The following is a 14,332-nucleotide window of genomic DNA, read 5'->3' on the forward strand; positions in this document are numbered from 1 at the left end:
GGCGGCTGGTCGCTGATGTGTCCGTAGCGCCGCAGGAGCACGAGGCAGTGTGGCTGGAGTCGCGAAGCATCTCAATGACAGACAGCCCGGATGTCAGGCTTGGCCGGTCACCTCTTGCCATCTCAGCTAGAGATGACATAACGAAGCACAGCCCCGGTGATTCGGTTACCACGGCGCGGCTACAGCGGGGCGCCATCAGAAGACGACAGGTATCTTCCCGCGTTCGCGCCATCGCTGCACGTCTTCACCGTGTGGGGCGCCACGTGGCTGCACGCCTCGGATCTGCTCGGCAGCACAGCCACGCTCAAGCTGTATGGTGAGGCCGGGGCGGCCTGCGCCATGGCATGCGAGGCCAACAAGGCCCCGGCAGCGGCCATTAGTATGCATCGTCGGATCATCATGGTTTTCTTTGCCGCGCTTATGCACGGCTTCTCCAGCCTGCGAACACTGTAGTTTCCCGTGCCTCACGCAAGCATGATGCGCGCGTTACGATCCTGTTAAGCTCAGGCGCGGCAATGTGCCCCTGGGCCTATCGGCTTGCAGCTCGATGCCGGTAGCGGCTTGGTGGCGAGCGCTAGGATGCGGCCAATCGCGGATTTCCTTTGACGTTGCTTCGCGGTGCAGGCGCGCTCAATTCAGGAAGATCACGCCATCCGCGAAAAGCGCAAGCTCAGCATGCTATCGGCGGATGGTCTGGGCGAGGCGGTCCGCTGTCCGATTGCTCGATAGTCCGAGGCGTCGCGTGATTTCGTCACGCCGCAGCCCCTGGAGGAGGGCGCGTCGGCAGTACGTGTTGCGTAGAATCCGCGGGCTCATATCCACCACGTCGAAGCCGATGGCATCGAAGGCCTCGCGTACGATCTTCCCAAGACTCATGTACGTGATGGGGGTGCCGGTGCGCTTTAGGGTGAACAGCAGGTCGCCATAGACGGGTGCCTTGCGGCGGATGGCCAGCCATGCTGACAACGGCGCGACGGAAAAGGACTCAAGGTCGATGGTGCGAGGCAATTTCTGGGATTTCGCCGGCACATGCAAATAGAGGGGCGCCGCGTCGGGGAGCAGGTCTTGCACGCGGGTCATTCTACCCTCGCCGGCAGTGACACCCGTGCCGAGAAAAAATGCAACGATCGCGCGGCATCGCAGTTGCGTGGGGTTGTCGCCGCTTAGTGGTTGTACGAATTCCTGCAGGCGTGCATCCACTTCCTCGGAGAGGTAGAGGCACTCGGGATCGTCCTGAAGCCATTGGTCGGCCAACATCAGCTCCGCAACAGGGTTGGCTGCACGCAGGTCAACGAGGACCAGGTGGCGGCACAACCTGTCCAACAGTTTGAGAAAGCGCAACCGGGCGGCCGTGTCGGCGGCCCCTGCCGGTCACAGCTCGTAGCTCGGCGTTCGTAGCGATACCTGTCGATAGGTCGATGCTGTGCCAGTCCCCAGTCCCCAGTCCCCAGTCGTCTGGAGGATCGTTTCGCAAAAAAAAGAGCGGTTGCCCAGATCGAAGCAACCGCTAAGGGTTCCACCGGGGGAACGGCAGATTTCAAGGATATCGGACCCAGCGATGCGAAGACGAGGGCCAGTGGAGGAGTGGGCCGATATCGTGTCCTGTGTTCGTACAAGTCAGACGCCGCGAGGCTGGCATCTTCGCTGCATTCCTGGATGGGCTATTTCGCGATGTCTTCTCCCACGCGATGCTCAATCGTTGCACCACCGCCGTACACATCGAAGTCCGCGGCTTTGGCGCCGTCCGTGTACGGATCCCTCGGTCGATGAATCTGTCCACGCTCAGCATTGCGCGCGGTTTCTGCAATGGCGCTGCCGATACCGATGATCGAGACCATGAGAGCGAACAGGGCCGCAGTGGTGCGTTTCATGAGTTGCCTCCTGTTGAGTTCTATTCAATATGATCCGGTCCCCCTTTGGACAAGGATCGTCTGCGCGTGTGCCGGAACGCAATGGGCACGACGGTCGGGGGCGCGATACGCCCTAGCAATTCGACAATGTCAGTCTAGTCCGGCCAACCGAACCTACAGATGACCCTCCCATTACAACTGCAGAAAGCTTTGGGGTGAACTAGGTCTCGTTGCGAGGAGCTGCAAATCGGCGGCGATCTTCAGCGATTACCCATTTCGCGAGCGCGGAGTCGGACAACTGTGTCGCACACAGGCCGTACCACTGGCGAATGGCATCCGCCCAGATTCTTCTCTCGGCGGCTAGCGACGCGAGGTAGAACTGGAGCTCCGCCGGCAATCGGGCAGGATGCCCGTCTTTGCTGCCGATCGTCAATTCATCCAGAGCTCGCTGCAGGCCTTCGCGTCTGTGCGCCCACCACGCGTCTTTGCCGCGCTCCGCCAGCAAACACTGCAAATGGGCTCGCAGGGCGACGACCTTGGACCAGGTGACGACAGGCAGTTCGTCGTTGCTGCTACGTAGCCAGCTCGACAGCGCGTCGACGTCAGGTTCTCCCGCACTTCCGAGGAGGCCTGGCATGTATGAAGCCATCGGCGAGACGGCGTCCTGGAGCAGTTCACGGCTAACGGCCGATGGCAGGGACCGCAGCCACTCGATAAGAGCGTAAGGCGGTGACAGGGAAATTGGGGTGGGGCAAGCCATAAGCATGTTGAAGCAGCAAAAAAAGGTTCTCGTCCTTCGGTCTGAGATGGGCATCGCATCGGTGCCACTAGCCCGTCGGAACAGGTCACGATGCATCGTGACGCGAGGCTTTGGCGTAAGCGTCTGGAAGGCTAACGCAACGCTGACAATCTCGGTTGCGCTATTCGCGGAGCTTTCCGAGTTGTAACGGGTGGGTAAGGTGTTCGTATGGGCTGGATGGCTAACATCGTTGGCAAGGGTTAGGCCCGAAACTTATAAGGAGAACATCATGACATCTCAAAAGCCCTCGATCGCGTCGTTCATGCTCGGCGTCGCCGCACTTCTCGCAACCTCCGTTGCATGGAGCGCTGACAAACTCGAATCCACCAACCCAGCCGGGTGGTCACAGCAGGCCCAGATTCAAGTGGCTGCACAGCATGATCATGGCGCCAGAGCCGGTCTCTCTTCGTTGTCCGCTATCAAGCCCGGTCCGGAGGCTTCCCTGTTCGGCAGCGAGGCGCCGGCGGGAAGCACCTCGCGCGTCGTCGACGTTGCGCCGGGCCTGAAGTATGTGAATGTCGATTCGGGCGAGACCGTAACGTTCAAGAGTGGGGCGAGCGAGATCACTTTCGCTTTTGCGCAGTTGGACCGTAACAAGGCCGTTGCCCTCAACGTGCTCTTCCCGGAATTGCCTGGTGGCCAGGGCGTCTGGGTGTACATCGAGCAGAGCGAACTCTACATCGGCGGTTGACCCGGCGACAGTGCCAACAGCGCACCTGTCTGTTTTGTCATGTTCCGGTCAGGCTGGGGTCGGCAACCGTCACGTAAGCTGTATATCAACGGTTCGCTGAACCCAACCTCTTGGAGATTGCGATGAAAACGCTGAAGAAGAGTGTCCTGCTGGTGCTGGCAGTCGCCACGCTTGGTGGAACGGCAGGAGTCGCGAACGCCGGGGTAACTTCCCCGCGCGATCCCTATACTGATGGCGGCCACTCGATGGGGGGGCGCGATCCGTTCACGGATGGTGCGCATTCGATGGGCACGCGTGACCCGTTCACCGACGGCGGACATTCCATCGGAACCCGCGATACGTTCTCTGACGGCGCTTGATCGTCAAGGTCCTGGCTGAGACGGCACGCGCCCATGGCGCACCGAATAAGGCTCGGTGTCGTCCATGGGCGTTGTGCATTCTGGAGCCCCGCCGGCCGTGAAGCGCGAACTACAAGGATTTGGCGATCGCCTCGATCGGCTTGATGCCCATGCCAAAGCGTGCGATGTTCTCCCGATGCTCGCGAAGGCTGGAGTATGGGACGTATCGCATGTTGAGTTCCGCGACACGGCTGAATGCCGGCCGGCTGAGTTGCGCACGGACTTCCGCTTCGCGGTTATCTGGCGCCACGAGGAATAGATGTTTGGTGGCGGATTGACTGGTGCCCAGGGCAAGATCCAGCAGCCGCACGATGCCGGAGTAGATCGATGTCGAATGCTCGACCTCGAACGCGGCGGCCACCTCAAGGGTTGCGGGATCCAGCCAGACCGCGTCGATCAGCGGGACCGTCTCACCGCCCGAGACGAGCAGCGTCGCCGGTAAGGCGGACAAACACCCAAGACTAAGGGGCTCGCCATTGTATTCGCGCCCCCGGTCGTTGGTCGCGATCCAAACCGCGTAGCCGAGCGACTTCCCGAGATCTCTTAGCCAGCCTTGGACTTCGGTATGCGTGGCATCTTCAAGTTTGTCTGCCTGGATCTGCTTGGCGAGTGCGGACGCCTGTTCCCTGACCTTGGCCAGATCGTCTTCCCACGCGCTGACCTCGCCGGGCAGATCGTTGCATGGCGGAGCGGGATAACGCCCTGTGCCGACGTCAAATAACAGGCCGGCCAGCGCGCCAAGATCATTGGAAAGGACATCACGATAGCGATGATTGAGCGCCAGGATGCGATCGCGCATCGCAAGGTAGTGATCCCACTTGCCCAGCTTGACTGCCGCACCGGTCAGGGCGTTGTAGCCGTTCACGATCGCTGTATTGAACGGTGGAAGCAGGGTGGGGTGGATAAAATAGAGCAGGTTGGCGACGGCGGGGCCGAGGCCTTTGATCCCCACGCCGCTCAGTCGCTGGATCGCGGTGAGCATCTCTGCTTCGGTATCGCAACAATTGCACGTGTGAAGCAACCTTGCGAACGCACGCTGGTTGTCGGCGTTCTCGTAAATATCGGGAATGCGCAGTTTCGGCTTCCAGAGAAACGCGTGATCGGCACCCTTGAAGATCTGCCGCTGTTCGGCAACCGAAGCGACAACGGTCTCCAGCGACGATCCTCGGTACGCATTGCCAAAGGTGCCTGCGTGAATTTCCTCGACGACGGCGCCGATCCCGCGCCGGATGGATCTGAAATTCTTGAGGCGTTTAGGCCAGAGGAACCAGGTTTGATAGGTGCCGCTTGGATCGGATTTCCAGCGTTCGATGAGGGTTCGGGTGGTGTCTGTCATGGCGTCACTTTTTTGCCGGGCAGTGTATCACCGCGGACCCGGAATACTGTGCGCCAAAACGATCGCAAGCGAACTTGACCTTCCCATGGCGGGAAGGATTATGGTGTATCGAGTTAGCGTTGTCGGGTCGTGGCTTGGCTAATTGTCTGAAAGGTGACGTCATGGATTCCCACGTAGTACAGGATGCTGGGTCGAAGACCGGGTTCAACCGGCGTGCGATTGCGGGGCTTGCTCTTGGGGCCGTGTCGATCGTCGCGCTCGCTTTCGCTGCCTCGGACTGGAAGCGGCTTGCATCGATGTTGCCTTTTGGGCTAGTGTTGCTGTGCCCGTTGATGCATTTCCATCACGCCGGGCGTCACCGGAATTCATCCTCGGCGAGAGGTAACGAGGCAAACGAACAGCGCGTCGGAATACAGGAGTCGCACAATGAATGACCGTAGCCCGCTCCCGCCACACGAGCACTCTGCGCACGGCGGAGCGTCGCCAGGCGATCATGACGCGCATCATGACCATTCGCATGCCGGGCATAGCTCGCAATGCGATGGCAATCGCGCGTCCGAGGCCGACTTGAAAGATCCGGTGTGTGGAATGGCCGTATCGACGGAGTCAAAATTCCGAGCCGAACACGATGGCAAGCAGTATTACTTTTGCAGCAACTCCTGCCATCAGAAGTTTCTGCAGGAGCCGGCGAAGTATGTGGGGGTGAAGACCTCTGATACCACGGAACCGGTTGCCGCGCCGGAAGGGACCATCTACACGTGCCCAATGCACCCGGAGATTCGTCGGGATCGTCCCGGGAACTGCCCGAAGTGCGGGATGGCGCTGGAGCCGCTGTTGCCGGATATCGAGGACGGCGAAAATCCAGAGCTGACGGATTTTCGACGCCGCTTCTGGTGGACGCTGCCGCTGACCGCAGTCGTCTTTGTACTCGCGATGTTCGGGTCTCGGCTGGGCTTGATGTCACCCGACATGCAAAGCTGGATGGAGTTTGTTCTGGCGACGCCGGTCGTCCTGTGGGCGGGCTGGCCATTTTTCGAACGCTGCCTGCAATCGTTCGTCAATCGCAGTCCGAACATGTGGACCCTGATTGGGCTGGGAACTGGTGCTGCCTATATCTATAGCGTGGTGGCGACGATTGCGCCGGGCGTTTTCCCGCCCGCGTTCGCCGCGCATGGGCGTATTGGCGTGTATTTTGAGGCCGCCGCGGTCATCATCTCGCTCACCCTGCTCGGGCAGCTTCTTGAGCTCAAGGCGCGCTCGCAGACCTCCGCCGCAATCAAATCTCTGCTCGGCCTGGCACCAAAAACTGCCCGCCGCATTGGCACCGACGGACAAGAGGAGGATGTGGCCCTGACCCACGTTCACGTGGGAGACCTGTTGCGGGTCCGGCCCGGCGAAAAAGTACCCGTGGACGGCGTCGTCACGGAAGGTAGCAGCTCCATCGACGAATCGATGATTACGGGCGAGCCGATGCCGGTTTCAAAGCGCGCGGGTGACCACGTCATTGGCGCGACGATCAACACTTCGGGCAGCCTGATCATTCGGTCGGAGAAGGTCGGTGCGCAGACCATGTTGTCCCAGATCGTCCAGATGGTTGCCCAGGCACAGCGGTCGAAGGCGCCGATGCAGCGCATGGCGGATCGCGTTGCTGGGGTATTCGTGCTCGCAGTCATTGGTGTGGCGGCGGCCACGTTTCTCGCGTGGGGACTCTTCGGCCCCGAGCCGAGTTGGGTATTTGGCCTGATCAACGCGGTCGCCGTGCTGATTATCGCGTGCCCATGCGCGCTTGGATTGGCCACGCCGATGTCCATCATGGTCGCAAGCGGTAAGGGTGCTGCGAACGGCGTGCTATTTCGGGATGCGGCGGCGATCGAAAACCTTCGCAAGGTTACCGCACTGATTGTGGACAAGACCGGTACATTGACCGAGGGCCGACCCGCCTTTGCGCGATCTGTGGGGATCAACGGCTATGGCGACGAAGAGGTGCTGTGGCTCGCCGCAAGTCTTGACCAAGGGAGCGAGCATCCGCTAGCCGCCGCGCTGGTTTCCGCCGCACGGGATGCAGGGTTGACCCTGGAGAAGGCAGAAAATTTTGAATCAAGCACAGGGATTGGCGTTCGAGGCAAAGTGGGGGGGGAAAGGCTGGCCATTGGCAACACGGCGCTCATGGAGGAGGAGCGTGTCCAGGTTGAGCCGTTGCGTGCGCAAGCCGAGGACCTGCGCGCACAGGGAGCGAGCGTCATGTATCTGTCCGTTGACGGCACGCTGGCTGGGCTACTTGCCGTGTCGGACCCTATCAAGCACTCGACACCAGAAGCGTTGCAGAGTCTGCGGGACGAGGGTATCCGCGTGATCATGGCCACCGGTGATGGCCTCGCCACAGCGAAAGCGGTGGCCACCAATCTGAACATTGACGAGTTCCGTGGGGAAGTGAAGCCCGCCGACAAGCTTGCGTTGGTGACGCAACTGCAGGACGCTGGCGACGTGGTGGCCATGGCGGGTGACGGGATCAATGACGCACCTGCACTGGCCAAGGCCGATGTGGGTATCGCCATGGGCACCGGGACCGATGTTGCAATGAACAGCGCCCAGGTTACCCTGGTCAAGGGCGATTTGCGCGGCATCGCCCGGGCCCGAAACCTCTCGGAAGCGACGATCCGTAACATGAAGCAAAACCTGGCATTTGCCTTTGTCTATAACGCGCTTGGCGTGCCCTTGGCCGCTGGCGTCCTGTACCCGTTTACCGGGTTGCTGCTGTCCCCCATGATTGCGGCGCTCGCGATGAGCCTGAGTTCCGCATCGGTGATTTCCAACGCGCTGAGGCTCAGGCGGACGGCTGTCTGACGCGAGCCGATCGTTGTTGCAAGTTCTGTACAAGGAATATTTTAATGAAATACCTGTTTGCCGCTGCCATCCTGGCAGGAAGTGCCGCGTCGTATGCCGCGGCGCCTGCCATGACGGTCTATAAGGATCCTAACTGCGGTTGTTGCGAAGAGTGGGTGAAGCACATCAATCAAGCCGGCTTCCCCCCCAAGGTGATCAACTCGACGGATGTGACCTCGGTAAAGACGCGGCTTGGGGTGCCGGCCTCATTCAGTTCCTGCCACACCGCCGTGCTGGAAACTAGCGGCCAGGTCATTGAGGGGCATGTGCCGGCCTCCGCTATCCAGAAACTGGTGGCCAATCGCGCAGTCAAGGGCGTCGCAGTGCCTGGCATGCCGACCAACGCACCGGGCATGGGCAAGCTGAACGGCGGCCTGGTCACGGTGGATTTCCAGGGCAAGCCCTTCTCCCAAGATTAAAGAAATCAGAGCTGGCGGCACCAATGCCGCCAGACAATGCTGCATGGAAGAATCCAACAAGCCGCGCTGGAGGATCATCGGCCTCCTGGGGTTAGGTACCGTCGCCGCGACGGTCATCGCGCTGCAGGCCAAACGCTATCTGGAGACACCGCAAATCCCCGATCGGGCACGGAGTGGGCGTGAATTGCGCATCGACACATCGGATTTACAGCGGGTGGAGCGAGGCAGGCAGCTATATGCGCAGGCATGTGCGGCGTGCCACGGTGCCAAACTGGAAGGGCAGCCGAACTGGCGCGATAGGCTGCCAAGTGGGCGGCTGCCGGCCCCACCACACGACGCGTCAGGCCATACCTGGCACCATGCGGACGCGATACTGTTCTCGCTCACGAAGAATGGATTGGTACCAGGCGTCTCTGCGCCGAGCAATTATGTCAGCGACATGCCGGCCTTCAAGTCGTCGATGTCAGACGAGGACATCGTTGCAGTACTGGCCTACATCAAAAGCACCTGGCCAGAGAAGATGCAGGCCGCCCAGCGCGAGGCGACCAACGAGTACATCGGTCGCTAGCCTGTCGAGAAACAAGAACGGCCTCCATGCCTGTCGTCATCACAGGTTGGAGGCCATCGGTCAGTTTGGCGGGAGTGGTTAGTCGCGTGCCGCGCTATTTTCTCACAACGACCTTGCCGACCATACCGGCTTCGAAGTGGCCGGGCACCAGGCAGGCGAAATCGACCGTTCCAGGCTTTTCAAACCGCCAGACGAGAGTTCCCTGTGCGCCCGGTGCGAGCGTGAGCTTGTTCGGGGCAGCGTGCTTTTCGCCGGCCATCTCCCGCATCATTTTTGCATGCTCTTTCAGTTCGGCCGTCGTGCCGATCACCATCTCGTGCTCGATCATCCCGGCATTGCGTACCTGAAACCGGATGGTGTCACCCGCTTTCACCGGGATCGCGTCGGGCGAGAATCGCATGGTGTCGTTCATCGTGACGTCCACCGTACGCGTGGCCTTGGCACTAACGCCAGGTTGTCCTGCGACCGATGCAGCCGGTTTGCGCGTGGCCGAGCTGTCATTGCTCGGGGCGGCTGTCGCCAGCGACGGTACAAAGGCCACAGCGATGAGAGAAAGCGCGAGTGTCTTCATGGCGAACCTCGGTGGTGGGATGTTAGGGATGGGCCGAGTCGGATCGACTCAGCCTCTGAATTGGACGGGTCTTACATTTGCATGGGGGAAAGAATGCCGAGCGATGCAACCAGAATCAGGATCAGCGTCGCGGCGCCGGTCTCGATCGTCAGGCTGCGTTGCAGCGTGCGTACGGCGACCACGTGATCCCCGGTGCGAACCGCATGTTCAAGCTGCGGGCTGAGATGGAAACGGTTGGCCGCTGCGAGCAGCAGCATGATGCCGAAGAGTGCTAGCTTGAATAGCAGCAGGCCACCGTACGACGCCAGGCTCAGTTCCGGCAGTTGCAACCCAATAATCATCCAGTAGTTGACGACGCCGGTGACCACCAGGGTGGCAACCACCATCGTGCCGACCTGGGCGAATCCATTGGACGTCCGGCTCAGTAGCGCCACCTTGTTGGGGGTTGCGGCCGTGCGGGACAACACAACGAAGGCAATCAGGGCACCGAACCATGCGCCGGCTGCGATCAGGTGTGCGATGTCTGATGCAAGGTGGATATAGCCCTTCACGCCGTCGTCCATCGCGCCGTGCCCTCCCCACGCCAAGGTTGCCAGCGCGAACGCGGCACCGCCTGTTATGGCGCTGAACTGGGACAGCGGCCGATTACGCAGGAAGAGCGCGGCGAGCAGACACAGGAACAGGGCAACCACACGAACAATCCAGGCCGTACCGAACGCGGTCCCGGTCACAATCATCTCGAAAACGTGGCCTTGAAGTTCCGTGTACGAAGCGGCGCCCGTCATGCCCTTCGCCATGACGGCGATGTTCACGAACGACAGGACGATACCGAGCGTTGCGGCCACCTTGCAAAGAGTTGCAAAGGAGGCACCGATCGGTGACCGCCGCTCCTCCTGGCGCAATGCATACAAGGCGAACAGCGGAAGGCCAAACAGCGCTGCGAGATCTAGATAGAGTGCGAAACGCACTGCGACAGTTGCCCAGTCCATTGCAGCTTACTTGACGGTGAAGGTGATATTGCCGTTGATCGGATGGGTGTCGGACGACACAGCGCGCCATTCCACACGATAGTTGCCGGGGCTGAGCGGCTGCGTAGGCGTGACCACCATGGTCTTGGGATCGTCGCCGCCGGCGACCTTTGCTGCGATCTTCATCGGCGAGTGGTCAGCCATGCCCGGCATGCCGGTCATCAGCAGATTTGCGCCTGAGAACTGCGTCGAAAGATTCTCCGAGAACTTCAGTTCGATCTTTTGGGGAGCGGCGACTTCCGCCTTGTCAGCGGGTGTCGATGTGAGCAGCTTCGGGTGCGCAAAGGCCACGGAGCTGACGAGCAATGCGGCAGCCGCGAGGGTCGCACGAATAGTGAGGCGTGATGCTTGCATGAAAAACTCCAATTGCTGGTGGGGTGAGAAAGGATAAAGACGATCAGAACCACATGCGAATACCCGCGACGAAGCGCGTCTCGCCGCTGCGACCGCCGGAGGCTCGGACCATGTTTGCGGTATTGCCAAAGCTTTGCGAGCGTTCGATACCGATGTACGGCGCAAACTGCCGGCTAAATTCATAGCGCAATCGCACTCCGACAGCGCCGCTGGAAAGGCCACTGCCGATACCGATTTCGGGGTCGTTCTTGCCGTACAGGCTGGCTTCCAACCTGGGCTGCAAGATCAGCCTCTGGGTCAGCAGCAAATCATACTCACCGGAAAGGCGCAGCGCGGTTCGTCCCTCGGTGCCGACATAGCCGGTTGCCTCGACTTCGAACCAGTAAGGCGCCAACCCTTGCACACCGAACGCAAGCCAGTTGCGTGCAGGGCGCCCATAGCCGGCGTCGTTCCGGACACCCAGTTGGGTGTCCCAATACGTGGCAATGGCGTGTCCCCACAACAGTTCGGTGCGGGCTTCGGGAACCTTGCCCTTTTCCACCTCGCCTTCTGCCTTGATCACGAACTTGTTGAACGCATTCCCAATCCACGCCTGCGCTTCGTAGGATGCCGCATTGCTTTCGTTGCCTTTGGTCCATTCAAGGCGATCAACGAGAACGGACGCGAAGATATGTTCGTCCGCCATATGCAGCGACCGGCTGGGGCCAATCGCGTATTGGCCGACGCCGAGCTTTGCGCCGTCGGAATAAGCATCTGGATCTCTGGCGTCCGGCGGAGCGCTTCCACCCTGCATCTGCATGGCGCCATGATCCATGCCCTGCATTGAGCCCTGGTCCATGCCTTGCATTTTGCTGTGGTCCATGCCCTGCATTGAGCCCTGGTCCATGCCTTGCATCTTGCTGTGGTCCATGCCCTGCATTGAGCCCTGGTCCATGCCTTGCATCTTGCTGTGGTCCATGCCCTGCATCGAGCCCTGGTCCATGCCCTGCATCTTGCTGTGGTCCATGCCCTGCATCGAGCCCTGGTCCATGCCTTGCATCTTGCTGTGGTCCATGCCCTGCATTGAGCCCTGGTCCATGCCTTGCATCTTGCTGTGGTCCATGCCCTGCATCGAGCCCTGGTCCATGCCCTGCATCGAGCCCTGGTCCATGCCCTGCATCTTGCTGTGGTCCATGCCCTGCATCGAGCCCTGGTCCATGCCTTGCATCTTGCTGTGGTCCATGCCCTGCATTGAGCCCTGGTCCATGCCTTGCATCTTGCTGTGGTCCATGCCCTGCATCGAGCCCTGGTCCATGCCCTGCATCTTGCTGTGGTCCATGCCCTGCATTGAGCCTTGTCCTGCGCTCGGCGTTGAGCCCTGCTTCTTCGCGGTTGGGGCTGTCGCCTTCTGGGGGCGTGAATCCGGCGTTGCTTCGTTTGCCGGCGCACCATCGTTGTTTGAACTGTTGGGCGAATGCGAGTGCTGTGCCCACGCGGCGCTCATTCCTGCAGTGAGCAGGGCGGCGACTGCAATTCGTGTGTACTTGTACATGGGATCTGGTAGTCGGTTGAAGAGAGTCGGATCAGGCCACAAGTACTTCGCGGAACATCCCGGCATCCATGTGCAACATAAGGTGGCAGTGCCATGCCCAGCGGCCCAATGCGTCGGCGGTTACCAGGAAGCTGATCCGCTGCGCAGGTTGGACCGGAATGGTATGTCGCCGGGCCTGGAACGAACCGTCAGGCGACTCGAGCTCACTCCACATGCCGTGCAGGTGCATCGGGTGAGTCATCATCGTGTCGTTGTGCAGAATCACGCGCAGTCGTTCACCGTACTTGAAACGGACCGGTGTGGATTTGCCGTACTCAACACCATCGATTGACCAGGAGTAGCGTTCCATGTTGCCGGTGAGGTGCAGTTCAACTTCCCGAGCAGGACCGCGCTTGTCGAGGGGGCCGCCAATGGTATGTTGATCGGCCAGCGTCAGAACGCGGCGGCCGTTGTTACGCAGACCGATGCCAGGGTCGTCGAGATTCGTTCTGGCCATGTCCACGCGCATGTCCGTGTTCGCGCCATATTCGGTCTTGGCGTGCCGAGCCTTCGTGCTGGGGACCTTGAGCGAAGCATCCATGGCCATGCCGCCCATCGCGTGCTGGCTATGGTCCATGGTCATGGCCCCATGGTTCATGCCAGCCATGCTGCCTTGGTTCATGCCGCCCATGTCCATCTTGCTGTGGTCCATGCCACCCATGCCACCCATGCCACCCATCATGTCGCTCATGGTGAGCCACTCGGGCTTGTCCACGGCCGGCACCTGGGCGTTGAGTCCTGCGCGCACCGCGAGTGTGCCGCGGGCGTAGCCAGTGCGATCCATGGATTGGGAGAAGATCGTATAGGCGTCGTCTCGCGGTTCCACCAGCACGTCGTAGGTCTCGCCGGGACCAAAGCGGAACTCGTCAACGCTTACGGGTTCCAGGTTCTGGCCGTCGACTTGAATGACCTTGAGCTTCAGGCCGGGAATACGTACGTCATAGAACGTATTCCCGGACCCATTGATGAACCGCAGGCGTACCTTCTCACCGGGCTTGAACAAGCCAGTCCAATTGCCAGCGGGGGTAACGCCATTGGTCAGATAGGTCAGTGTGGCACCGGAAAGATCCGCCAGGTCGGTCGGATTCATCCGCATCTCGTTCCACATCTTGCGCTTCTCGAAAGCGCTCTTCACACCGTCGTTTGAAACGTCGCGGAAAAAATCGAAGACGGTGGGCTTGATGTAGTTGTAGTAGTCGCTCTGAACCTTCAGTTTCGACAGGACTCGCATGGGGTCCTCGTCGGTCCAGTCCGAGAGCAGAATGGTGTAGTCCCTGTCGGCTCGCACACCGTCCACGCCGGTGGCCGGATCAATCACGATGCCGCCATACACACCGGTCATTTCCTGGAAGCCGGAATGCGAGTGATACCAGTAGCTGCCGGTTTGTTCGACCTTGAACTGGTAGGTAAATGTCTCGCCGGGGGCGATACCGGCAAAGCTGATTCCCGGTACGCCGTCCATCTGGAACGGCAGGATGATGCCGTGCCAGTGGATTGACGTGTGCTCGTGCAAGCGGTTCGTGACGCGGATCGTCACGGTGTCGCCTTGCCGCCAGCGCAACGTCGGACCGGGAAGCATCCCATTGATAGTTGTCGCCACCCGCGGCGTACCGGTAAAGTTGACAACCGATTCGGCGATGACAAGGTCAAACTCCGTCCCCGTCAATACCGGGGCGGTGCCGGATGAAGCGCTTTCGGGGAGTCCCGATGATTGTGCCCACGCAGTTCCGCCCAAAGCACTCAGCCCCGCCATTACCCCGCCGGCGGCCAAACCTTGTACGAAACGGCGGCGTGGCAGGTTGGGCAGCAAGATGCCAGACAGTCGATCACGTCGCATGAAAATAGTCCTTTTCGCTTGAATGGCC

16 protein-coding genes are annotated in these 14,332 nt (G+C 60.5%); 7 read left to right on the forward strand and 9 right to left on the reverse strand.

All coding sequences use genetic code 11. The features are described from left to right. Positions 1-156: 156 nt before the first annotated feature. Positions 157-453: a hypothetical protein gene (locus RMET_RS30535; protein WP_008642731.1), complete on the forward strand. Its 297-nt coding sequence runs from the start codon at positions 157-159 to the stop codon at positions 451-453. Between the two features lie 225 nt (positions 454-678). Here the strand turns inward: RMET_RS30535 and RMET_RS30540 are convergent, their stop codons facing one another. The 3 genes from RMET_RS30540 to RMET_RS30550 all read right to left on the reverse strand — a co-directional run bounded on the left by RMET_RS30540 (position 679) and on the right by RMET_RS30550 (position 2,487). Next, positions 679-1,257 carry a site-specific integrase gene (locus RMET_RS30540; RefSeq protein ID WP_223277383.1) on the reverse strand — a complete coding sequence of 193 codons (579 nt, stop codon included), beginning with the start codon at positions 1,255-1,257 and terminating at the stop codon, positions 679-681. A gap of 404 nt (positions 1,258-1,661) precedes the next feature. Then, positions 1,662-1,871 (reverse strand): hypothetical protein, encoded by a 210-nt coding sequence (locus RMET_RS30545; RefSeq protein ID WP_008642736.1) that lies wholly within the window; start codon positions 1,869-1,871, stop codon positions 1,662-1,664. A gap of 199 nt (positions 1,872-2,070) precedes the next feature. Beyond that, a complete protein-coding gene (locus RMET_RS30550; RefSeq protein WP_223277382.1) occupies positions 2,071-2,487 on the reverse strand; it encodes a copper resistance protein CopE in 417 nt (138 codons plus the stop codon). Between the two features lie 391 nt (positions 2,488-2,878). Here RMET_RS30550 and RMET_RS30560 point away from each other — a divergent pair, with 391 nt between their 5' ends. Together RMET_RS30560 and RMET_RS30565 are read left to right on the forward strand one after the other, a co-directional pair. Further along, on the forward strand, positions 2,879-3,340 hold the full coding sequence (locus RMET_RS30560) for a CzcE family metal-binding protein (protein WP_011229397.1): 462 nt from the start codon (positions 2,879-2,881) through the stop codon (positions 3,338-3,340). Positions 3,341-3,462: 122 nt separating this feature from the next. Continuing rightward, positions 3,463-3,699 (forward strand): hypothetical protein, encoded by a 237-nt coding sequence (locus tag RMET_RS30565; RefSeq protein WP_008652083.1) that lies wholly within the window; start codon positions 3,463-3,465, stop codon positions 3,697-3,699. A 109-nt stretch (positions 3,700-3,808) separates the two neighbouring features. On the opposite strand, the gene RMET_RS30570 is transcribed toward RMET_RS30565, so the two are convergent. Continuing rightward, a complete protein-coding gene (locus tag RMET_RS30570; RefSeq protein WP_008652084.1) occupies positions 3,809-5,074 on the reverse strand; it encodes a hypothetical protein in 1,266 nt (421 codons plus the stop codon). A 161-nt stretch (positions 5,075-5,235) separates the two neighbouring features. On the opposite strand from RMET_RS30570, the gene RMET_RS34430 reads away from it, so the two are divergent. From RMET_RS34430 to RMET_RS30590, 4 genes are read left to right on the forward strand one after another with little or no spacing between them, the layout of a single operon-like run. Then, positions 5,236-5,508 (forward strand): DUF2933 domain-containing protein, encoded by a 273-nt coding sequence (locus tag RMET_RS34430; RefSeq protein WP_008652085.1) that lies wholly within the window; start codon positions 5,236-5,238, stop codon positions 5,506-5,508. Next, positions 5,501-7,918, forward strand: a complete 2,418-nt coding sequence (locus RMET_RS30580; protein ID WP_011229398.1) for a heavy metal translocating P-type ATPase — start codon at positions 5,501-5,503, stop codon at positions 7,916-7,918. Before RMET_RS34430 ends, RMET_RS30580 begins: the two co-directional genes overlap by 8 nt. A gap of 44 nt (positions 7,919-7,962) precedes the next feature. Next, complete coding sequence (locus tag RMET_RS30585; protein ID WP_011229399.1) at positions 7,963-8,376, forward strand: DUF411 domain-containing protein; 414 nt, start codon at positions 7,963-7,965, stop codon at positions 8,374-8,376. A 43-nt stretch (positions 8,377-8,419) separates the two neighbouring features. Beyond that, positions 8,420-8,944 carry a c-type cytochrome gene (locus RMET_RS30590; RefSeq protein ID WP_011229400.1) on the forward strand — a complete coding sequence of 175 codons (525 nt, stop codon included), beginning with the start codon at positions 8,420-8,422 and terminating at the stop codon, positions 8,942-8,944. 94 nt (positions 8,945-9,038) lie between these two features. Here the strand turns inward: RMET_RS30590 and RMET_RS30595 are convergent, their stop codons facing one another. From RMET_RS30595 to RMET_RS30615, 5 genes are all read right to left on the reverse strand, one after another. Next, positions 9,039-9,515, reverse strand: a complete 477-nt coding sequence (locus tag RMET_RS30595; protein WP_011229401.1) for a cupredoxin domain-containing protein — start codon at positions 9,513-9,515, stop codon at positions 9,039-9,041. Positions 9,516-9,586: 71 nt separating this feature from the next. Continuing rightward, positions 9,587-10,504, reverse strand: a complete 918-nt coding sequence (gene copD / locus RMET_RS30600) for a copper homeostasis membrane protein CopD (RefSeq protein ID WP_008652092.1) — start codon at positions 10,502-10,504, stop codon at positions 9,587-9,589. Between the two features lie 6 nt (positions 10,505-10,510). After that, on the reverse strand, positions 10,511-10,897 hold the full coding sequence (gene copC, locus RMET_RS30605; protein ID WP_008652096.1) for a copper homeostasis periplasmic binding protein CopC: 387 nt from the start codon (positions 10,895-10,897) through the stop codon (positions 10,511-10,513). A gap of 43 nt (positions 10,898-10,940) precedes the next feature. Further along, a complete protein-coding gene (locus RMET_RS33865; RefSeq protein ID WP_457912106.1) occupies positions 10,941-11,927 on the reverse strand; it encodes a copper resistance protein B in 987 nt (328 codons plus the stop codon). Between the two features lie 532 nt (positions 11,928-12,459). After that, the gene (locus RMET_RS30615; protein WP_011229403.1) at positions 12,460-14,304 is read right to left on the reverse strand and encodes a copper resistance system multicopper oxidase; all 1,845 of its coding nucleotides are present in this window, start codon (positions 14,302-14,304) and stop codon (positions 12,460-12,462) included. Positions 14,305-14,332: the final 28 nt, after the last annotated feature.

The organism is Cupriavidus metallidurans CH34 (assembly GCF_000196015.1).
Classification (GTDB): Bacteria; Pseudomonadota; Gammaproteobacteria; order Burkholderiales; family Burkholderiaceae; genus Cupriavidus; species Cupriavidus metallidurans.